Genomic DNA, 21,417 nt, shown 5'->3' on the forward strand with positions numbered 1-21,417 from the left:
CATGGAAAGCGAGCACCCCGTAGTGGAAATCAGCATCACTCTACTCCTTATACGAAAATTTGGTAATTAATTGGCAAGGTTGTTTTTCAACAACGTGAAAAAAGTTCCATAAAGGAACTTTTTTTAATGTTATTATGTTGAAATAATAATATCGAATGTGGGGGGAAATCTTACTATTTCTAACATAATTCTTTTATGATTGACTCTTTTCGAAATGGTTGTTGTTTGTAAACCGATCATTTTTAAAACACACAGTAATTAAAGAAGCTGATTGGAAACAAGGTGTGGGATTTCTGTAGGAGTATCAGAAAAAGTGAAAATTTGAGATGTCTCCCGAGTAATTCAACTAGACATCTCTTTAAAAGGCAACAAGATTTACGAAAAAAGTCATTATATACTACATATTAATTCTATGTTTAAAATGACAGAAATGTATGGGGGACAAACTATATTACAAAAATTTTTTTAAACATGTAATAATACATCCGCATTTCTGCCCATGAAAAATAGAAAAAGGATATTAAAATTAAAATATGATATGATTTTTTAAATAATTGTACTAATTTTAAAGGATGGGGATAAAGTATGATTCGAATTTTAATTGTGGATGATGATTCTCATATAAGAGAGTTATTGAAAATGTATTTACAAACTGAAGGCTATACAACATTTGAAGCAGCTAACGGAGATGAAGCTTCTATATTGCTTGAGCAACAACAAATTAATTTAGCGATTGTAGATATAATGATGCCAGGTAAAGATGGGTACCAGTTATGTGAAGAAATAAGAGAGTATTATGATTTCCCGGTAATATTGTTAACTGCAAAAAGCGAGCTTTCTGATAAAGAAAAAGGTTTTGCAGTAGGCACAGATGATTATTTGACGAAACCATTTGAACCAAAAGAAATACTATTCCGGATTAAGGCACTGTTAAGAAGATACAATATGATTAGTGCTCAAAAAATAAAACTGAACGAAACCGTTATCGATCGAAAAAGCTATGAAGTTTACTGTAATGGAAAATTACTTATGCTTCCAATGAAGGAATTTGAATTATTGTCTCAATTGGCAAGTTATCCGGATCGAATTTTTACACGTGATGAGCTGATCCAATTAATTTGGGGTGCTGATTTTGAAGGTGATGATCGAACAATAAATGTTCATATTAAACGTTTACGTGAAAGGTTTTCTAGTTTAACGAATGACTTTAGTATAAAAACCGTTCGAGGTGTTGGTTATAAATTGGAGGTCACCAGAAAGTGAAAACTTTATACATAAGAATTGTTCTTACAATCCTCGGTGTAATGATTTGTAGCAGTATATTGGCTTTCTTTCTTTCAAATGTGTATTACCACTATAATCTAAAGCCTTATAATGATAAAAAATTAACTAAAATGGCTTTAGACGTTAGTACTTTTTATGAAGAAAATAATGATATTGAATTAAGCAATTACTTAAAAAGTATTAGTAAATTGGGATATCAAATTTTATTAGTAGATCAACAAGGAAATCAATCCTATTATGGAGGTTCTTTTAGAGAAAAGAAATTAGATCGTAAAGTGATTGATTCCGTTTTAAATGGGAAGGTCTATCATGGTATTGCGGAATTTCCAACATCATTATTTGTGACTGGTTTTTTTGATAATACATTGAGCAATACAGTTGGTGTTCCTTTAAAATCGAGTACTAATCATTTAGCGCTTTTTATGCGACCAAATGTACAGCTTCAATTTGGTGAATTGCGTATACTCTTTTCTATTCTTCTCTTACTGACAATTGTATTAAGTATCGTATTCGTTCTAGTTAGTACAAGATATATTGTAAAACCGATTATTAAATTAACTGAAGCAACTAAAAAAATTGCAGAAGGAAAATATAATGTACAATTGCAAATTAAACGCCAAGATGAAATAGGAAAACTTGCTAATCACTTTTCGCACATGTCACAAAAATTAGGACAAATTGAAGCGATGCGTCAGGAGTTTGTTTCGAATGTATCTCATGAAATTCAATCACCACTTGCATCAATACAAGGGTTTTCGCAGTCACTACAAACTGAAAAATTAACCGAAGAGCAAAAGAATCATTACTTATCGATTATAGAGGAAGAAAGTAAAAGAATGTCCTTATTAAGTAAACAATTATTAACGTTAGCTGCATTAGATAAGGAAGAAAGTATTCTGCAAAAAACAACTTTTGATGTTGCCGAACAAATTAAACAAGTAGTTTTTACAACTGAATGGAGTTGGAGAAACAAAGAGTTGGCCATTGATTTGGAATTACCACAAACTTATGTGTGTGCTGACAAGAATCTACTACATCAAGTTTGGACAAATTTAATGACGAATTGTATTAAATTTAATTATGAAGGTGGATCAATCTCAATAAAACTGAGTAGTAATGAAGAGAATGTTCAAATTGAATTTCAAGATACTGGAATTGGTATTTCCGAAAATGATTTACAACAAATATTTAATCGATTTTTTATTGCTGATAAAGCAAGAAATCGAAAGGAATCCAGTAGTGGCTTAGGTTTAGCGATAGTCAAACAAATCATTGAATTACATAATGGGCATATAGAAGTAAGCAGTAAAGTAGGCGAAGGAACCAAATTTCATCTAACCATACCTAATATTAAAGAGTTCTGATTTATAATTGTAATCGACTGTTCACCTGCTGTTCATCTAACATTCCTATACTTTAAATTACAAAGAGTGATGCTTCTTTTTACACTCTTTAAAATTTAGTATGTTAAAGGAGATGAATGACAGGTGTTTCTAGCATTAAGGGAATTTAAACACGCAAAATTACGTTTTTTATTAATTAGTCTAATCATGATCCTTATATCATTCCTAGTATTATTTGTTTCAGGATTAGCGAAAGGATTATCTTTTGATAATGCTTCTTCTATTGATAGCATGTCCTCAAATTATTTTGTATTACAAAAAGAGTCGGGTAAACAAATTAATCATTCAATGTTAACGGAAAATCAAATAAATGAAGTTCAGAACTTGGTAGATGAGAAAAATTCCACTACTTTAGGAGTTCAAATGACTACGTTTCTAAAGGGTGGAACATCTAAAAAAATTGATGCTACCTTATTTGGAATTGATGTGAATGGTTTAGCGGCTCCAAAGGTAATTGAAGGCGAAATGATTAATAATTCAACAAAGAATGAAGTTGTAGGAGATATTTCTTTAAAAGAGAAAGGAATCAAGCTTGGGGATAATATTTCTGATCAAATCTCGGGCAAAGAATTTAAAATTGTTGGTTTTACGGAGAATCAATCATATAGTCACGCACCGGTTATTCATATGAATTACAAAGAGTGGTCGATGGTGAATAGTAAAAATTCATTTAATGCAATTGCGTTAAAAACAAACGAAAGTACTGCAAAAAAAGTAAGTGAAAAAGTCTCAGGAGTAGAAGTAATTAATAAAAACCAAGCATTAAAGGGCATACCTGGTTATAAAGAAGAACAAGGTTCTTTATTAATGATGATTGTATTTCTATTCTTTATCGGAGCATTTGTGTTAGCAGTCTTTTTCTATATCATTACAATTCAAAAAATCAATCAATTTGGCGTGCTAAAAGCAATTGGTTCAAAAACTAGTTATTTAGCTAAGAATATTATTTTTCAAGTTTTAACACTTACACTATTAAGTCTAATGATCAGTATTTCAATCACATTTGGATTATCTAAAGTATTACCAGCTAGCTTACCTTTTGTATTTGATGCTCAGTTAATCATCGGAAGTTCATTATTATTCCTATTTGTAGCAGTAGTCGGCTCGTTAATATCTTTATTAAAAGTAGTAAAAATTGATGCGATTGAAGCAATAGGGAGGGCTTTTTAATGAGTAATAAACTAGTACTAGATAATATTAGCAAAACATACAATGACGGAGATTCTTTAGCAACAACCGTATTAGATCAAGTTTCTATTCAAGTAAAAGCCGGTGAACTAGTAGCAGTTGTAGGTCCATCAGGCTCAGGTAAAAGTACCTTCCTTTCAATAGCAGGAGCATTATTATCTCCGACTAGTGGGAGAATTTTAATAGATGATATTGAAATAAGTAATCTTCCAGCAAATAAACTGAATGAATTTAGATTATCTAAAATCGGATTTATTTTTCAAATGTCTAATTTAATCCCGTATTTAACAGTTAAAGATCAGCTTCTATTAATTGCCGAATTAGCAGGAATAAAAAACAAAATTGCAGAGAAGAAGGCGAATGAACTGCTCGAACAATTAGGGTTATCAAAGAGGATGAGAAACTATCCGGAAAATTTATCAGGTGGAGAGAGACAACGAGTAGCCATTGCAAGGGCTCTAATGAATGATCCAGAAGTAATCTTTGCGGATGAACCTACAGCTAGTCTCGATTCTGAAAGAGGAAGATCAGTAGTCGAAATGCTATCTAAAGAAGTAAAGCAAAGACAAAAAGCTGCGATAATGGTTACTCATGATAAAAGGATGCTAGATTTATGTGACCGTGTTGTTTATATAGAAAATGGAAAACTTACTGAACAAATTTAAGGAGGAACCCGTTTTAATTGACGGGTTTTTTTCATATTGTTTATGAGTAAGTAATTTAGAACATCAAGCTATTTTAGTTATTCATGAACCCGTTATGAGTAACTAATTTAGAAAAATTAACAAAAGAACCCGTTCAATTCGAACGGGTTCATTAATTATAGATGGAATCGATCTAAAAGATTCGTTTTAGCAAGATCAATTACATCATTTGCATGACCATTTAATACAGCCTTTAATGTCCATAATGTAAATCCATGCGCTTGCTCAATACTCACTTTAGGAGGCATTGCTAGTTCTTGACGGTTTACTAAAACATCGATTAATGCCGGGCCGTTGTGCTCAAACGCACGTTGTACAGCGGATTCTAAGTCAGCAGGATCCTCTACACGAATTCCTTCGATCCCCATCGATTGAGCTAATGATGCAAAGTTAGGGTTTTCTAAAGTTGTGCCGGTTTCTAAGTAACCAGCAGCTTTCATTTCTAATTCTACAAAACTTAGTGCACTATTGTTAAATACAACCATTTTTACAGGTAATTTATGCTGATGGATTGTTAATAAATCACCCAATAACATTGATAATCCACCATCTCCGCATAATGCGACTACTTGACGTCCAGGTTGAGAAACTTGAGCACCAATTGCTTGAGGCATGGCATTAGCCATCGTTCCGTGATTAAATGATCCAAGTAATCTTCTTTTTCCATTCATTTGTAAATATCTTGCAGACCATAATGTTGGCGTGCCGACATCGCATGTAAAGATCGTATCTTCATTTGCAAGATCACTTACAATCTTAGTTAAATACTGAGGGTGGATCGGTGTGCGTCCTGGTTTTCCAACTGCAAATTTATCTAAATCTTCACGTACATTTTTGTATGCTGAAACATACTTCTCTAAATGGCTTGAATCTTTTACATCTGTTAAGAGAGGTAATAACTGACTAATTGTCTCTTTTACATCTCCACAAAGTCCATAAGTAAGTGCAGCCCGTCGTCCTAGATGCTCAGCTCGTACATCAACTTGTAAAATAACTGCATCGTCCGGATAAAATTGTCGATAAGGGAAATCTGTTCCAAGCATTAATAAGACATCGCAGTCCATGATAGCGTGATATCCTGATGAGTAGCCAATTAGTCCGGTCAACCCTGCATTATATGGATTATCGTATTCAAGGAATTCTTTTCCTCTAAGCGCAATAACCATTGGAGATTTTAACTTTTCGCAAAGAAGCATTAAATGAGAATGTGCACCTTCACAGCCTGCTCCGCAAAGTAAAGTAACCTTCTTACCATCATTTAGGAACCCAGCGAGTTTTTCTAATTCAGGTTTCGATGGACTAATCAGTGGATTCGTTACATGAATAACTTGTTCTGGAACAGTTTGTCGATCTTCTAAAGCAGCAATGTCTCCAGGTAAAACAAGTACAGATACACCTTTTCTTGCAATTGCATGCTGCATTGCAATCGTTGCTAGACGAGGCATTTGTTCTGCTCTATACACCGTTTCACAGAAGTGACTGCAATCTTTAAATAATTGCTCAGGACGAGTTTGTTGAAAATATTCACTTCCAATTTCGATGCTTGGAATTTGAGCCGCAATCGCAAGCACTGGAATACGGCTTCGATGACAATCGTATAATCCGTTAATTAGGTGGAGGTTACCTGGACCACTACTTCCCGCACAAACTGCGATACTTCCACTCATTAGAGCATCTGAACCTGCAGCAAAAGCTGCAACCTCTTCATGGCGAACGCCGATCCATTCAATTCTTTTTGAGCTTTTAATTGAATCCAAAACAGCATTTAATGAATCTCCAACAATACCATAAATTCTAGTAACTCCTGCCTGAATCAATGAATCAATCAGTAAATCTGCAATTGTTTTCCTCATTGTAATCTCCTTCTAGTTCACTGTTAGTAGGAACTAATTGAATTTAATAAGCCTTAGGCTACAGATAAATTTATGTTTTGCAGAACTTCAAAACGTTATACCAAAAAAAGGCAGGAAAAGTAGGAGGCATTAAGAATAAATACATTAAAAAGTCTTTTATCCTCGAATTTTTTGTCGAAGGAATCCATCTTGAAACTTACGTTTACGTAAGATTTATAATAAAACTATAGCTAGAAGGAGGAGGGCATTTTGAAGTTATATTCGATTCGAGAGATGACGAATGAATTTAATACGACTCATAGAACCCTTAGATATTATGAGGAAATCGGATTATTAATGCCTACCTATACTGAAAGTGGAAGAAGAAGGTACTCTCAAAAAGATTGTACACGTCTATATTTAATTCAGAGAGGTAAGCATTTAGGCTTTAATTTACAAGAAATAAAAGAAATGATTGATTTATTTACGATTGATCGAACAGGTGAAAAACAATTACAAAAAACAATTGAATATGGAAATCAGAGGATTATAGAGTTAGATAAAAAAATAAACGATTTAATCCAATTAAAAGAAGAAATTATTAAAATGAAGGGTAAACTTGAGCGGAAATTATTAGAGATTTAGTAAAAATATTGGGAGGGAGAGTATATGAATTTTTATAATGAAGATCTTAATTTACAAATGATTTTAAGAAAATATTTTAAAGAAGATTTTTTTACATGGGCTAACAGAGAATTAGAAGAATTTGGAGAGCTTTGTGCGAATGAAATCGATCAACGTGCAGTTCACACAGATCGTGAAGGGCAACCTCGTTTAATTAAATATGATGCATATGGTAATGATATTTCACATGTTTGGGTTAATGAAGGTTATAAACAAACTGTAAAAGATACTTATAAAAGAGGGATTGTTAGCTATATTCATAAGCCAATTCCAGAACTTGGTATAAAGGGGAATTATATTTATTCCTATGCGCAAGGGTATTTATTATCACAGACTGAAGCTGGTTTTTATTGTCCAGTAACATTATCAATGGCTGCTACGTTTTTAGTTGAAAGATATGCAGATGAAGCATTAAAAGAAAAATATCTTCCCCATTTATTATCGACTGGGGAAACAGAATTATATGAAGGTGCAACTTTTTTAACTGAAAGACAGGGTGGTTCAGATGTTGGATCCAATGTAGTGAAAGCGGTTAAAGAAGGAGATTACTATCGTATTTACGGAGAAAAATATTTTGCTAGTAATGCAGGTCAGTGTGGTATTACAACGATTTTAGCAAGGATTGAGGGAGCAGCTTCTGGGAGTAAGGGGTTAAGTTTATTTTTAGTGCCTTGGAAGAATGACGACGGTACAAATAATGGATTCACGATTCGTCGCTTAAAAGATAAGTTAGGTGTAAGAGCGGTTCCATCAGGAGAAGTTGAGTTTAATGGAGCGAAAGCATTTCTAATCGGAGATCCTTCTAGAGGAATTAACTATATGATGGAAGCATTGAATTTATCAAGAATATGTAATGCAGTAGCATCAGTTGGAATTATGAGAAGAGCCTATGTAGAAGCGAAGAAATATGCAGAAAATAGGCTAGCATTTGGACAATTACTAACAAATTTCCCAATGATCAAAGAAACATTAGCAAAACTTGCAACCATTCAGGAAGTACAAACAAGTGCAGTATTTAATTTAGTGGCCTTATATGATCGAGTGGTTGGAAATGAAAATGGAACAACCGAGGAGCAAACATTAGTAAGACTTTTAATCGCTTTATTAAAAATGCGTACAGCTGAAGAAGCAATTCATTTCTCCCACGAAGCGATTGAAATGCATGGAGGAAATGGTTATATTGAAGATTTTGTTACACCTCGACTTTTAAGAGATGCTCAAGTACTTACAGTCTGGGAAGGAACAGCTAATATTTTAGGTTTAGAGATTTTGAGACTGTTTAACAAAATGAATGGATATCAAGTCTTTAAATCATTTATTGAAGAAAAATTAGTAGATACACCTCAAACATTAATAGTTGAAAGTGAAATCATAAAGAAAAAGCTAGAAGAGTTAAATGGAATTATTCATTATACATCTACTTTAGATGCTAATACCCAATCATATAATGCTAAGAAAATAGCAAATAAAATGGCAGATTTAGTTGAAGCAGTTACTGCTCTTGAAGATGCAAAAGATCATATTCGAAAAGAGTACATTGCAAAAGTATTGATCAATGAACGATATTTTAAAGATGAAATTAATAAGAAACAAATTCATTTAAAGTATTTTGATGAAATTGTTGGCTATAAAGTTTCGATAAATAAATGATTATCAATACATCTCTTTACATTTAAAACATTTTAATAATAGGAGTAAAGATAGTAAGGATGTTTGGTGGGGTCTCGATAAATATGAGTGGTTTCAACTATTTGGCATTTTTCTGGAAGAAGGGAAAACTGTTTGAATATAGAATGTATCTATAGTTCATATACTTATATTTCTGAAATTAGTAAAGGGGTTGCACTTAATGTCAGATGGTTGTTTCAAAGTTCATGACGTTCTTGAAAATTATAAAACAGCGATTTACGAAAAAGATATTGAAAGATTTCTATCCTTGTATGCTCCTGAAATACATATTTATGATTGCTGGGGGAACTGGGAGTGCAAGGGTATTTCTTCATGGAAGGAAAATGTAGTAGAGTGGTTTAATGGATTGAGTGAGGATGGTGTTTTACTTAAAGTTGAATTTAATGATCTAGTAGTTGAAGAAAATTCAAATCTGGCATTTGTACATTGTGCTGTTACTTTTGCTGCTCACCAAGAAGAATCTGGTGAGAAACTTCGTCAAATGACAAATCGGTTCACATTCGGTTTAAAAAAGGTGAATAAGACTTGGGTCATTGTTCATGAACATTCATCATTACCTATAAATATGGAGACTGGTAAGGGAATTTTTAACTTGAAGTAAACAATAAATTATTTTGATTGGTGATAAAGGAAATTATATGTAAAAAATCTAAAGAATAATGATGTATGATTAATTTTTAAAAATCCAGTGGAATAAAATTAAGCTTTTTTTAAGGTTTATGTGATATCTTTTTACTGATAATTTTTCTTTCTTTTATTAGGCGACTTCTTTTTTGAAGTCGCTTTTTTTAATAATATTGGATGTTGCACATGCCGACATAAATAATATTTATTAAAGCAACATAAAAAAGCCTTTATCTACGTTGTAATTTAGATAAAGGCTTTTAATTTCGACGTTTAATTATTGGTTCTACTTTTTCAACACATTAATTTTATAACTCTGGGAAACAGTAGTAGTTTCAAAATGAGTAAAAGAATAAAACACAGTTAAGATGAGCAGCAGGCTAGAAATAATAATTACTGGAAAGAATGATGATAGTAGTTTTGGGAATCGCTGACTTAAAAACATAGTAGAACAAAATATGGCTGAACAAGTTAATAATAATAAACAAATTAATAATAAAGCATGTGCTTCTGATATTGAAATCATCACGACAATCATGCTCCCCATCATACCGGCCATCATTCCAGTAAAGATCCCCTCAAGTAGTGCAAGGAAATGTAATCGAAAACCAATAAATAATCCAATGAGTGCAGATACGCCCATCGAAATGAGTAAGGAATGGAAAAATTGTTGGTGATTTGAAAGTGTAATGAGCACACCTATTGTTAAACCAGTAGTCATACTGATCATCATCATATACATCATTTGATGCATCTGGTCATTTTTTGTTGGTTTGAGGTGGATCGAAATGATTGTTATAAAGAGCATTATGCTAATACATACCCAACTGGTGAACATATATGATACCCCCTAACTATTCGCTTTTTATTATCATATGGACAACTTAAAATAAATAGAATAAAAAATTGACACCTATACCCCCTATGAGTATATAATAATGGTGAGGTGATAAAATGGAAAATTGCCATGATGATCAAATGGTTCCAAGAAGTGAAGACGAAATTAATGATTTAATGAAGCGTCTTCGTAGAATAGAAGGGCAAGTAAGAGGAATTCAAAAAATGGTCGAAGAGGACCGATATTGTATAGATATTTTGACGCAAATTATGGCAGTTGAAGCTGCTATGAAAAAGGTAAGTTTCTCATTAATTGAAAGACATGCGAATCATTGTATGGTTAAAGCTGTTAAAGAAAACAATGGTGGAGCATCAGTTACTGAATTAATGGAGGTTATTAAGCGTTACGTAAAATAAGGGGGTTGATTAATATGAATGATGCAAAGCAGTTAACCCTTGGTATAGAGGGGATGACCTGCGCCGCATGTGCAACCCGAATCGAAAAAAGCTTAAATCGAATGGATGGCTTGGAAGCGAATGTGAATCTGGCATTAGAAAAAGCTACTATAATCTATGATAAAGGACAATATCAAACTTCTGATTTAATAGAAAAAATCCATACGATTGGTTATGAGGTTGCAGTTGAAAAAGTTACATTAAATATTGAAGGAATGACATGTGCTGCATGTTCAGCTCGAATCGAAAAAGTAATAGGAAAAATGGATGGAGTTGTTCAAATCAATGTTAATCTAGCAATGAATATAGCAACGATTTCTTATTTACCTGAAGTACGCTCGGTCCAATCCATAATAGATAAAATTAGTCATATCGGTTATGCAGCAGCTATAAAAGAAGAAAATGCAGTTAAAGAACAAGACACAACAAAAAACAAACAGATCCAATTGATTGTTTCAATCTTACTTTCACTTCCACTATTGTATTCGATGGTATCTCATCTGCCATTTAGTACAAATATATGGATGCCACATTTATTAATGAACCCATGGTTTCAACTATTATTTGCAACTCCAGTTCAGTTTATTATAGGTTGGCATTTTTATGTAGGAGCTTTTAAAGCAATACGAAATTATAGTGCGAATATGGATGTGCTCGTCGTACTCGGAACTTCAGCAGCTTATTTTTATAGCTTAGTTGAGTCGATTAAGACAATCAATAATAGTATGTATATGCCGCATCTATATTTTGAGACAAGTGCAGTTTTAATTACATTAGTTTTGCTTGGAAAATATTTTGAGCATATTGCTAAAGGGAAAACGACTGAAGCAATTTCAAAACTAATGGAATTACAAGCTAAGGAAGCAATTGTATTAGAAAATGGAAATGAAGTTTATGTACCATTGGAAGCTGTAAAAGTTGGAGATCTACTACTTGTTAAACCAGGTGAGAAAATTCCAGTGGATGGTGTCATTGTATCAGGAGTATCTACAGTTGATGAATCAATGATTACAGGTGAGTCCTTACCAGTTGATAAAAAAACTGATGATAAAGTTGTTGGTGCAACAGTCAATGGAAATGGTATTTTAACAATACGAGCTGAAAAGGTTGGTAAGGATACGGCATTAGCAAATATTGTGAAAATAGTTGAAGAGGCACAAGGTTCAAAAGCTCCAATTCAAAGATTAGCAGATCGAATTTCGAATATATTTGTTCCAATTGTAATCGGTATAGCCATATTAACATTTATCATTTGGTTTTTTGTAGTCGATCCACAAAATTTGCCTAAGTCAATTGAAGTAGCAATAGCTGTTTTAGTCATAGCATGTCCTTGTGCTTTAGGACTTGCTACACCAACTTCGATTATGGTTGGAAGTGGAAAAGGTGCGGAAAACGGGATTTTATACAAAGGCGGAGAATTTTTAGAGACTACCCAAAAAATTAATACAATCATTCTTGATAAAACAGGAACTGTTACAAAAGGAAAGCCTGAAGTAACAGATATTATTAATTTAAATCATCGAGAGGATTTATTGAAGCTCGTTGCAAGTGTAGAGAAAATGTCAGAGCATCCTTTAGCACAAGCAATTGTTCAATACGCTGTTAAACAGGAATTGCAACTAACTGATATTACAGAGTTTATTGCTATACCTGGACATGGAGTAGAAGCCTTGATTGAAAATAAAAAGGTATATATCGGTACTAGAAAGTTAATGAATGAAAAGAATATCGATTTTTCTCCAGTTGAAGAACAATTAATTGTATTTGAATCTGCCGGGAAAACAGGAATGTTAGTAGCAATTGATGAGAAACTTGAAGGAATTATTGCTGTAGCCGATACGATTAAAGAATCTTCAAGAAATGCGATAAAAGCTTTAAAGGATTTAAAAATAGAAGTTTTTATGGTAACCGGTGATAATAAACACACAGCAAAGGCGATTGCGGATCAAGTTGGGATTGAAAATGTATTTGCTGAAGTTCTACCAGAGAAAAAAGCAGATATAGTAGCTGAACTACAAAAACAAGGGAAAATTGTTGCAATGGTTGGAGATGGGATTAATGATGCTCCGGCTCTTGCAAAAGCAGATATTGGTATGGCGATCGGTACTGGTGCAGATGTAGCGATTGAAACAGCGGATGTTACGCTAGTAGGTGGCGACTTGTCACATATTCCGAAAGCTATTAGCTTAAGTAAGAAAACAATGAATAATATTCGCCAAAATTTATTTTGGGCGTTATTTTATAACAGTTTAGGTATACCGATTGCAGCTTTAGGGTTATTGCAGCCTTGGATTGCAGGTGCTGCAATGGCATTTAGCTCTGTTTCGGTTGTCTTAAACGCATTACGATTAAAACGCATAAAAATTTAGGAGGATTTAGTAATGGAAACAATATTAAAAGTAGAAGGTATGACATGTGGACACTGCAAAGCTGCAGTTATGAAAGCGGTAGAAGGAGTGTCTGGTACAAATAATATAATTGTAAGTTTAGAAAATAAAGAAGTAACATTCAATACTTCAAACGCTGAAACAATTGAGAAAGTGAAAGAGGCTATTGAAGATCAAGGTTACGATATCGTTTAATCGAAGTGTTATCGAACAATTAAAAAAGCGAACTAAAGGTTCGCTTCAGACTGTTGACAAACGCTCGCTTTCTTCGTTGCTTCGCCTGTCTCCGGTGCTCATTACCGTCTAGGGTAACTCCGCGCTCCTCGCCAGGCTTCGCGCCTCGAAAGACAAGCGCTTGCAATCAGTCTGAAAATCAATTTTTTGGGACTTTGTCTACACACCGAGGCGAGCTATAAGTTCGCTTTTTATTTGGGAAAAAAAATATACTGGGGAGAGAATTAGATGAAATACTTATTGTTGATACTTAGTTTTTTTACTGTTTTAGGTTTAAGCGGTTGTGAAAGTAAGACACACACAGGATCAACTCATGAAAATATGAATCATGAAACAAAAGAAGAGATGAATTCTACTCAAGTAAAATTTTCATTTAATGGTATTCCAGAGAGTGGTAATAAAGTAGATTTAAACTTACAGGTTAATAGTTTAGAAGGAAAACCAGTTGATCAGTTTGAACTTGAACATGAAAAATTAATGCACTTGATCATTGTAAGTAAAGATTTATCTTTTTTTGACCATTTGCATCCACAATATAAGGGTAAAGGATTATTTACAGTAATACCGAACTTTCCAAATGGCGGTGAGTATAAGTTATTTACGGATTTTATACCTAAGGGCTCTGATAAAAATGTAAAATCCAAATTAGTAAAGGTATCGGGGCAACCAGCCAAACCAGTTTCACTAATACCAGATAAAGTATTAACAAAAGTAATTGATGGAAAAGAAGTTACTTTAAAATTTGATAAATTAACGACAGATAATGAAGTTAAAATGACATATACGATCAAAGATGCTAAAACAAAAAAAGATATTAAAGATTTACAGCCTTATTTAGGTGCAGTTGGTCATGTTGTTGCGATTAGTGGTGACACTAATACATATTTACATGTGCATCCTATGAATGAAAAATCAAGCGGACCTGTTGCTGAATTCATGACGAGTTTTCCAAAAAAGGGATTATATAAAATATGGGGACAGTTTAAGCAAAATGGAAATGTATTTATCGTACCATTTATAGTAGACGTACCATAATTTAAATAGAAAAAGCAGGAAACTTTATAAGATTCCTGCTTTTTCATACTTTTGAATTATAAAAATATAGTATATTCGCGGATTACTAGTTTTATTGAATACTCGGTTTAATATCTGCTGCTTTTTCTATTATATTAAAATTTTGCGATAGAGTTCCTTAGCAACAGATGGTTCCTTTGTACCGTGAATAATCGCTCGACCGTCTTTAAATAAAACAATGCGATGATCTTCATAAGTACATGACAATAAATAAGGATTTACAATCAAATCGTTTACTAACCCTTGTAATCTTTCAGAAAGGTTAGTTAGTGTTGGGATTTTAGGAGATGATACTCTTAATTGGACTGCATCTCTTCCACATAAAACATATGACTTCATGTGGTCATCATCTTTTAAAAATGGATAACTTCTTTTAGTGCCACATGTTGGACAATTTTTATTTTTTAATTTTTCGATGTTTATATCAGACTTTTCATGCTTCCAAACATCAATCGATTGTAAGATTGGTAAAAGTTCATAGTTAGTAAGATATTGCATGGCATAAGTTACTTGGTAGGCAGCAATCATTTGCACAATTGGACTGATTACTCCAACTGTATCGCAAGTCATATTTAAAGTTGGTATATGATTTAATAAACAGTTAAGGCATGGAGTTTTTCCTGGGATAATAGGAAACGAAAGGCCATAGCTTCCAACACACGCACCAAAAATAAAAGGAATCTCATGCTTAATTGCTGCATCATTCACAACCATTCTAGTTTCAAAATTATCTGTTGCATCTAGTATGATTGTTTGCCCTTTAATCAACTCTTCAATATTAAGACTAGTAATATCTTTTATTAAACTAGTAATCGACACTTCACTATTAATTTGTTGAAGTCGATTTTTAGCTGCAATTACTTTAGGTAGTTTATTTCTAGCATCTTCTTCAGTATAAAGAGACTGCCTTTGTAAATTAGTCCATTCAACATAATCACGGTCAACAATTGTTATATTTCCAATGCCTGCTCTTACAAGCATTTCTGCTATTGATGAACCTAGTGCACCAACACCAATAATAATGGCACTGGCTTTTTGTAAGCTTGATTGACGATCTCTTCCTAAAAATAATTCTTGCTTTGCATAACGGTTTGTCAAGAATTCACCAACCCTGTGATTGGGCTACTAGCTTCACCATAATTTTTTTCTTCAATTCTACCTGCCTCATAACCAAGCCTTCCTGCTTCAATAGCAAGCTTCATCGCAACTGCCATTTTTACAGGATCTTTTGCGTTAGAAACCGCAGTATTTAAAAGGACTCCATCAGCACCAAGCTCCATTGCAAAAGCTGCATCTTTTGGTGACCCGATTCCAGCATCTACAATAACAGGTACATTCGATTGCTCAATAATAAATTTAAGATTTAATGGGTTAATAATTCCTTTTCCGGAACCGATTGGAGATGCACCTGGCATAATCGCATGTACACCAAGTTCTTCTAGTCTTCTTGCAAGCACAACATCATCGGAAGTATAAGGTAATACGATAAATCCTTCGTTTAATAACATTTCTGATGCCTTCAATGTTTCGATTGGATCAGGTAATAATGATTTATCACAACCAATTACTTCTACCTTAATCATATCGCACAAGCCTGACGCTTTTGCCAATCTTGCAATTCTAACTGCCTCTTCAGCAGTTTTTGCACCAGCCGTATTAGGCAATAATTTATATTTCGATAGATCTAATTGTTCAAGAAAATTTGGTTGAGATTCCTCAAAAATATTCATTCTTCTAACAGCAAAAGTTAATATCTCGGCTTCCGATACTTCAACAGCTTCTTTCTGGACTTCAAATGAAGGGTATTTTCCTGTTCCTAATAATAATCTTGAATGAAATGTATGATTTCCTACTTTTAACATGATTAGCCACCACCTACAAAATGTATTAATTCTACAGAATCTCCATTAGAGAGACGAGTTAACGAATACTGTTCCTTATAAATAATTTCTTTATTAACCTCGACAATAACAATTCGGTTTTCTAATTGATATTCATTAAGCAGATCCTGAATTGTACAGGTTTTGCTCGAAATATCGATATTCTTTCCGTTTAATCTTATTTCCAAATGCCTACACCTCCAAAGAGTTAAAATGAACGATTGATTTTAAATGCTTCGATCCAGTTACGATCTACTTTCCGCTTAAGGATCAAATCTCGAATTAATTTTCCAGTTGCTGGTGCAAGCAATATTCCATTACGAAAATGGCCGGTCGCAAATAAGATTTGATCTTCTTCCGGGTGAGTTCCAATAAAGGGATTATAGTCGAGAGTACGCGGTCGTAATCCTGCCCAAAATGAATCAATTTTCATGTCTTCAATTTCAGGAAGCATTTTTTTAGCGCTTTGTATTAATGACTCAATCCCCCCTAAGCTAGGGTTCTCATTCCATTCGTTATCGACCATCGTAGCTCCAATGACAAGGCGGCCGTCATTCCTTGGAACAATATAATTTTGTTCATGGAAGAGAGTATGCTTTAATGCAACTTTTTCACTTTTGACCGAGATGCATTCACCTTTAACGGGAATAATTTCGTGATGTAATCCAAGCTGTCCAAACAATGAATTACTCCAAACGCCACTTGCAACCACAATGGTTTTTGCTTCAAAATTACCATTTGTTGTTTTAATTAAATAATATGAATCATTTTTTTGAATTTGAAATACATGTGTATATTCAAAAATAGATGCACCTAAAAGTTGAGCACCTTTGCAAAATGCGTTACAGACAGAAACAGGTAATACATTCACGTCGTCTTCAATATAAGCTGCTCCAATTATGTTTGGATGGACGCCAGTTATCTGTTTTTTTAACTCCTCCTGGTTATACCAAAGTGCTGAAGTTTGAGTGAGTAGGGGAGTTAATTGTTTTTTTTCTAAATCTGTATAAGCTAGTTTGAAAATACCACCTTTTTTAAGTTCAATATCAATTCCACATAATTCTTTTAATTCTTCTTGAAGCTGAAAATAAGTTAATTGACTGTTTCTTGCAAAAGTAAAAAATGACTCGGAGTGATCCCACTCGGAATGGGCACCAAGCATTCCAGCAGCTGCCTTAGTTGTTTTCTGTCCAACCTGCTGTCCTTCAAGAACTGCGACATTAATGTTTTCTTTCGCTAGATAATAAGCAATGGAACAACCTATTATTCCACCACCAATTACTACAACATCAAATTTCTTGTTCATAAGCAAATTTGCACCTTTCAAAATATTGCAGCGCAGCTTCTAGAGGATTTCGGGCAGAAAATATGCCAGACATTACAGCTATACCATCAATGTGATTCTCTTTTAGAACTTGGATATGTTCAGGTAATATTCCGCCGACTGCATAGATTGGTATAGTTAACGTATTTTTCATTTCTGGAATTAGTTCAATCCCATTAGGTGTTAATCCATTTTTACACGCTGTTTCAAAACAATGACCGTACATAATATAATCAGCTCTATCATTTTCTGCCTGTATTGCTTCAGTAAGTGTGTGAACTGATTTTCCTACTCGTAAATTAGGAAAATATTCTTTTACATCAACAAGTGGAAGACCATGTCCTGGCAAGTGAATATTTGATAAGTTAGAGAAAATAGCAATATCTAAACGATCATTTAAAACAATTTTTTTCATATCTACTTTGTTCATTTTTAGTAGATTTAAGAGTGATATTAGCTCGATTGCCTTTTTCGATTTTTCGCGAATATGTACATAGTCGACTGCATCGATTATTTGAATTATTTTTGTAGCAAGTACTTCGACTGAGTGCTGATCATCTGTAATTGCAATAAGTTCCATGGCCCAGCCTCTTTCATTTGCAAAATTTTTTCAAACAAAAAAACCACTTTCCTAAAAAAAGAAAGTGGTTACATTGCACGCGAAAAAAGTATAAAATGCGCCACTTTCCTACGCAGGTACTAGCCTGTTCAGGTTTTGAGGGTTTAAAAGTAACTACCTTATTCTCAGCCCTTATCAAGGGATCCCCTAGTGATGAATATGTATGAAAATTAATCTTAGCATAGCATATAAAAAATAATATTCAATACTAAATTTTATTTTACTAGTCCAATTTTATTACCAGAAATTGGGCTTGAAGTATAGTGAAATCAAGTGTTTTTAGGAGTGTAAAAAAACCAAAAATTTTTTTTGTTTGGAGTTTCTGTAAAAATTTAGGGAAATAAAAACATTTACATTTTAAATTTATGGGTTTATATTTAGTTTGAACAATTTAATCGATTGACTAGGGGTGTCCAATTAATTGGGCTGAGAGAGGAACGCTATTAAGTTTCTTAACCCTCAGGACCTGATCTGGTTCATACCAGCGTGGGGAAGTTAGAAATTTTTCATTAATGATTACATAATTATTAATGTAGTTTTGCTAACACTTAGCCGGGTCTTAAAAATATGATTCCGGCTTTTTTTCATGCTTTAAATGGATTGGATTTCGTCCTTTTTAAACTAATTAAAAAGGGGAATGAAATCAAATGAACAATTCTGTAAATGAAATGAATTTTTCCATCATGTCTAGTTTTTCAGGGAGTAAGAAGGTATATGTTGAAGGATCTAGACCTGACATTAAGGTGCCAATGCGTGAGATTCAATTAAGTCCAACAACTGGCACTTTTGGCGAAGAAGAAAATGCTCCAGTTAGAGTATACGACACTAGTGGACCTTACACAGACTCAACTAGCTCAGTTGATATTCGAATGGGACTTAAGGCGATTAGACAAAACTGGGTAATCGAACGAAATGATGTTGAAGAGTATGAAGGGCGTGAAATAAAGCCTGAAGATAATGGATATAGAAAAGAGTCAGATCAACATAATGTTGAGGTATTTAAAGGGTTAAAGAGAAAACCGTTACGTGCAAAAGATAATGGAAATATTACTCAAATGCATTATGCTCGTAAAGGGATTATTACACCTGAAATGGAATTTATTGCGATTCGAGAGAATGTTTCAGCCGAATTTGTTCGTGATGAGGTTGCAAAAGGAAGGGCTGTCATTCCATCGAATATTAATCACCCTGAAAGTGAGCCAATGATCATCGGTCGTAATTTTCATGTGAAAATAAACGCCAATATAGGTAATTCAGCGGTTACGTCTTCAATCGAAGAAGAAGTAGAAAAAATGACATGGGCTACTCGTTGGGGAGCGGATACGATGATGGACCTTTCTACTGGGAAGAATATTCATACAACACGTGAATGGATTGTCCGAAACTCGCCGGTACCAGTAGGGACAGTTCCGATTTATCAGGCGCTTGAAAAGGTTAATGGAATCGCTGAAGATTTAACCTGGGAAGTGTTTAGAGATACTCTAATCGAACAAGCGGAACAAGGGGTAGACTATTTTACGATTCATGCGGGAGTATTATTACGCTATATCCCATTAACTGCAAAACGAGTGACAGGAATTGTATCTCGTGGCGGGTCTATTTTGGCTCAATGGTGTTTAGCTCACCATAAAGAGAATTTTTTATATACTCATTTTGAAGAAATTTGTGAAATTATGAAGCGTTATGACGTAACCTTCTCTTTAGGAGATGGACTGAGACCAGGCTCAATCGCAGATGCAAATGATGAAGCACAATTCGCTGAGTTAGAAACACTAGGTGAGTTAACGAAAATTGCTTGGAAACACGATGTTCAAGTTATGATTGAAGGACCAGGACATGTACCAATGCACTTAATTAAAGAGAATATGGATAAACAATTAGAAATTTGTCAAGAAGCGCCATTTTATACATTAGGACCGTTAACGACTGATATTGCGCCTGGCTACGATCATATTACATCAGCAATTGGTGCAGCAATGATTGGTTGGTTTGGTACTGCAATGCTTTGTTATGTAACTCCGAAAGAGCATTTAGGTCTTCCAAATAAAGAAGATGTAAGAGTAGGTGTTATTACATACAAAATAGCAGCGCATGCAGCTGACTTAGCAAAAGGACACCCTGGTGCACAAAAAAGAGATGATGCACTTTCAAAAGCAAGATTTGAATTTAGATGGCGTGATCAGTTTAATCTTTCCCTTGATCCTGAAAGAGCAATTGAATATCACGATGAAACATTACCTGCTGAAGGAGCTAAAACAGCGCATTTTTGTTCAATGTGTGGTCCAAAATTCTGTAGTATGAGAATCTCACAAGATATTCGAGATAAAGTAAAACAAGAAGAACTTCAGAATGATTCAATCATTGAAGAAGGAATGAAAGAAAAAGCGCTCGAATTTAGAAAACAAGGCGGAGAAATCTATCAATAAGGGTGTGAGCCTTATATGAATAGGGTAGAAGAAATTATAAAAGAAATAAAAAATTTGGAAAAAAATATGAGTCAATTAAAAATTGAACTGAATGCAATTCAAAAAAATTGTATACACGATTTCCAAAAAAAAGATACGATACAAGAATGCCTTAAATGCAGTTTAATCGAAAGCTTATCTTGGTAATATAATGAATAAATAAAGAAACAAACCTCAAAACAAGAGGTTTGTTTTTTTCTCCGGAATTAATGTTCTGACAAATTATTGATTGAAACTTCTTCCTCTCGATCTGGTTGACCTAGCGGATAGATTCTAGCAGTTTCATTAGTTTCATCAACGTGTTGAATGTAAATTGGCACTCCATTGTATGTAACATTAGCCATTTCAGGTGAAGAAGCAATTTCTTGAGCTCGTTGTTTATTCATAAGGAACCTCCTCTAATTAAAAATAGAAACCTAACATATTATTAACAGAGGTAAACTTGAGTATTCATAATCAAGTACAAACTTTATATAAATAAAAAAAACTCCTGTTAAAATTTAACAGGAGTTTTATAGTTTTTAAAGATTACCAGTGATGTCCATATCCATATCCGTCATGTCCAGACCAGCAAGCTGCTCCAACAATGATTAATAAGATAAATAGAACAACGATTAAAGCAAAACCGTTAAGATGGTGTCCGTGATGTCCAGTACTCATACATTTGACCTCCTTCATACGATATTTAAGGGATAACTCCCTTAGGGTCATGTAACTAATTGAAAATTACAAT

Annotated in this window: 21 protein-coding genes and 2 riboswitches; of the genes, 12 read left to right on the plus strand and 9 right to left on the minus strand. The window is 33.7% G+C overall.

Going from position 1 to position 21,417, the window contains the following annotated elements; all coding sequences use genetic code 11:
- The first annotated feature begins 585 nt into the window (after window positions 1-585).
- The 4 genes from COI44_RS06470 (at window position 586) to COI44_RS06485 (ending at window position 4,540) form a co-directional block, all read left to right on the plus strand.
- On the plus strand, window positions 586-1,263 hold the full coding sequence (locus tag COI44_RS06470; protein ID WP_098427184.1) for a response regulator transcription factor: 678 nt from the start codon (window positions 586-588) through the stop codon (window positions 1,261-1,263).
- On the plus strand, window positions 1,260-2,648 hold the full coding sequence (locus COI44_RS06475; RefSeq protein ID WP_098427185.1) for a sensor histidine kinase: 1,389 nt from the start codon (window positions 1,260-1,262) through the stop codon (window positions 2,646-2,648). Before COI44_RS06470 ends, COI44_RS06475 begins: the two co-directional genes overlap by 4 nt.
- A 123-nt stretch (window positions 2,649-2,771) precedes the next feature.
- Window positions 2,772-3,857, plus strand: coding sequence for an ABC transporter permease (locus COI44_RS06480; RefSeq protein WP_098427186.1), 1,086 nt, complete (start codon window positions 2,772-2,774; stop codon window positions 3,855-3,857).
- The gene (locus COI44_RS06485) at window positions 3,857-4,540 is read left to right on the plus strand and encodes an ABC transporter ATP-binding protein (protein WP_098427187.1); all 684 of its coding nucleotides are present in this window, start codon (window positions 3,857-3,859) and stop codon (window positions 4,538-4,540) included. Before COI44_RS06480 ends, COI44_RS06485 begins: the two co-directional genes overlap by 1 nt.
- 155 nt (window positions 4,541-4,695) lie before the next feature.
- Here the strand turns inward: COI44_RS06485 and poxB are convergent, their stop codons facing one another.
- Entirely contained in the window at window positions 4,696-6,432 is a 1,737-nt protein-coding gene (gene poxB, locus COI44_RS06490; RefSeq protein WP_098427188.1) for a ubiquinone-dependent pyruvate dehydrogenase, read from the minus strand.
- A gap of 249 nt (window positions 6,433-6,681) precedes the next feature.
- Between poxB and COI44_RS06495 the strand changes: the two genes are divergently transcribed.
- The 3 genes from COI44_RS06495 to COI44_RS06505 all read left to right on the plus strand — a co-directional run bounded on the left by COI44_RS06495 (window position 6,682) and on the right by COI44_RS06505 (window position 9,385).
- Entirely contained in the window at window positions 6,682-7,056 is a 375-nt protein-coding gene (locus COI44_RS06495; protein ID WP_286133973.1) for a MerR family transcriptional regulator, read from the plus strand.
- Window positions 7,057-7,080: 24 nt separating this feature from the next.
- Entirely contained in the window at window positions 7,081-8,745 is a 1,665-nt protein-coding gene (locus COI44_RS06500) for an acyl-CoA dehydrogenase family protein (RefSeq protein WP_098427189.1), read from the plus strand.
- A gap of 199 nt (window positions 8,746-8,944) precedes the next feature.
- Window positions 8,945-9,385, plus strand: a complete 441-nt coding sequence (locus COI44_RS06505; RefSeq protein ID WP_098427190.1) for a YybH family protein — start codon at window positions 8,945-8,947, stop codon at window positions 9,383-9,385.
- 309 nt (window positions 9,386-9,694) lie between these two features.
- Here the strand turns inward: COI44_RS06505 and COI44_RS06510 are convergent, their stop codons facing one another.
- Window positions 9,695-10,246, minus strand: coding sequence for a hypothetical protein (locus COI44_RS06510; RefSeq protein ID WP_098427191.1), 552 nt, complete (start codon window positions 10,244-10,246; stop codon window positions 9,695-9,697).
- Between the two features lie 116 nt (window positions 10,247-10,362).
- Between COI44_RS06510 and COI44_RS06515 the strand changes: the two genes are divergently transcribed.
- From COI44_RS06515 to COI44_RS06530, 4 genes are all read left to right on the plus strand, one after another.
- Entirely contained in the window at window positions 10,363-10,662 is a 300-nt protein-coding gene (locus COI44_RS06515; RefSeq protein ID WP_098427192.1) for a metal-sensitive transcriptional regulator, read from the plus strand.
- Window positions 10,663-10,676: 14 nt separating this feature from the next.
- Window positions 10,677-13,070 carry a heavy metal translocating P-type ATPase gene (locus COI44_RS06520; RefSeq protein WP_098427193.1) on the plus strand — a complete coding sequence of 798 codons (2,394 nt, stop codon included), beginning with the start codon at window positions 10,677-10,679 and terminating at the stop codon, window positions 13,068-13,070.
- Window positions 13,071-13,082: 12 nt separating this feature from the next.
- The gene (locus tag COI44_RS06525; protein WP_088014159.1) at window positions 13,083-13,283 is read left to right on the plus strand and encodes a cation transporter; all 201 of its coding nucleotides are present in this window, start codon (window positions 13,083-13,085) and stop codon (window positions 13,281-13,283) included.
- A 267-nt stretch (window positions 13,284-13,550) separates the two neighbouring features.
- Window positions 13,551-14,357 carry a hypothetical protein gene (locus tag COI44_RS06530; protein WP_098427194.1) on the plus strand — a complete coding sequence of 269 codons (807 nt, stop codon included), beginning with the start codon at window positions 13,551-13,553 and terminating at the stop codon, window positions 14,355-14,357.
- A 129-nt stretch (window positions 14,358-14,486) separates the two neighbouring features.
- Here the strand turns inward: COI44_RS06530 and COI44_RS06535 are convergent, their stop codons facing one another.
- Genes COI44_RS06535 through COI44_RS06555 form a run of 5 tightly spaced genes read right to left on the minus strand, consistent with a single transcriptional unit; the run spans window position 14,487 to window position 18,180 of the window.
- Window positions 14,487-15,494, minus strand: coding sequence for a ThiF family adenylyltransferase (locus COI44_RS06535; protein WP_098427195.1), 1,008 nt, complete (start codon window positions 15,492-15,494; stop codon window positions 14,487-14,489).
- Window positions 15,491-16,258: a thiazole synthase gene (locus COI44_RS06540; RefSeq protein WP_098427196.1), complete on the minus strand. Its 768-nt coding sequence runs from the start codon at window positions 16,256-16,258 to the stop codon at window positions 15,491-15,493. Before COI44_RS06540 ends, COI44_RS06535 begins: the two co-directional genes overlap by 4 nt.
- Before the next feature lie 2 nt (window positions 16,259-16,260).
- The gene (gene thiS, locus COI44_RS06545) at window positions 16,261-16,464 is read right to left on the minus strand and encodes a sulfur carrier protein ThiS (protein WP_098427197.1); all 204 of its coding nucleotides are present in this window, start codon (window positions 16,462-16,464) and stop codon (window positions 16,261-16,263) included.
- Window positions 16,465-16,484: 20 nt separating this feature from the next.
- Window positions 16,485-17,582 (minus strand): glycine oxidase ThiO, encoded by a 1,098-nt coding sequence (gene thiO, locus COI44_RS06550; RefSeq protein ID WP_098427198.1) that lies wholly within the window; start codon window positions 17,580-17,582, stop codon window positions 16,485-16,487.
- Window positions 17,566-18,180, minus strand: a complete 615-nt coding sequence (locus COI44_RS06555; protein ID WP_098427199.1) for a thiamine phosphate synthase — start codon at window positions 18,178-18,180, stop codon at window positions 17,566-17,568. The genes thiO and COI44_RS06555 overlap by 17 nt, the downstream gene beginning before the upstream one ends.
- A gap of 88 nt (window positions 18,181-18,268) precedes the next feature.
- A riboswitch (TPP riboswitch) is annotated at window positions 18,269-18,378 on the minus strand.
- Between the two features lie 236 nt (window positions 18,379-18,614).
- Window positions 18,615-18,729, plus strand: a riboswitch (TPP riboswitch).
- A gap of 137 nt (window positions 18,730-18,866) precedes the next feature.
- Here COI44_RS06555 and thiC point away from each other — a divergent pair.
- Window positions 18,867-20,645 (plus strand): phosphomethylpyrimidine synthase ThiC, encoded by a 1,779-nt coding sequence (gene thiC / locus COI44_RS06560; RefSeq protein ID WP_098427200.1) that lies wholly within the window; start codon window positions 18,867-18,869, stop codon window positions 20,643-20,645.
- A gap of 245 nt (window positions 20,646-20,890) precedes the next feature.
- Here the strand turns inward: thiC and COI44_RS06565 are convergent, their stop codons facing one another.
- Together COI44_RS06565 and COI44_RS06570 are read right to left on the minus strand one after the other, a co-directional pair.
- Window positions 20,891-21,070 (minus strand): small acid-soluble spore protein H, encoded by a 180-nt coding sequence (locus tag COI44_RS06565; RefSeq protein ID WP_098427201.1) that lies wholly within the window; start codon window positions 21,068-21,070, stop codon window positions 20,891-20,893.
- 142 nt (window positions 21,071-21,212) lie between these two features.
- On the minus strand, window positions 21,213-21,344 hold the full coding sequence (locus COI44_RS06570; RefSeq protein ID WP_097976661.1) for a YjcZ family sporulation protein: 132 nt from the start codon (window positions 21,342-21,344) through the stop codon (window positions 21,213-21,215).
- Window positions 21,345-21,417 lie beyond the last annotated feature (73 nt).

It is taken from the genome of Bacillus sp. AFS088145 (assembly GCF_002564465.1).
Lineage (GTDB): Bacteria > Bacillota > Bacilli > Bacillales > Bacillaceae_G > Gottfriedia.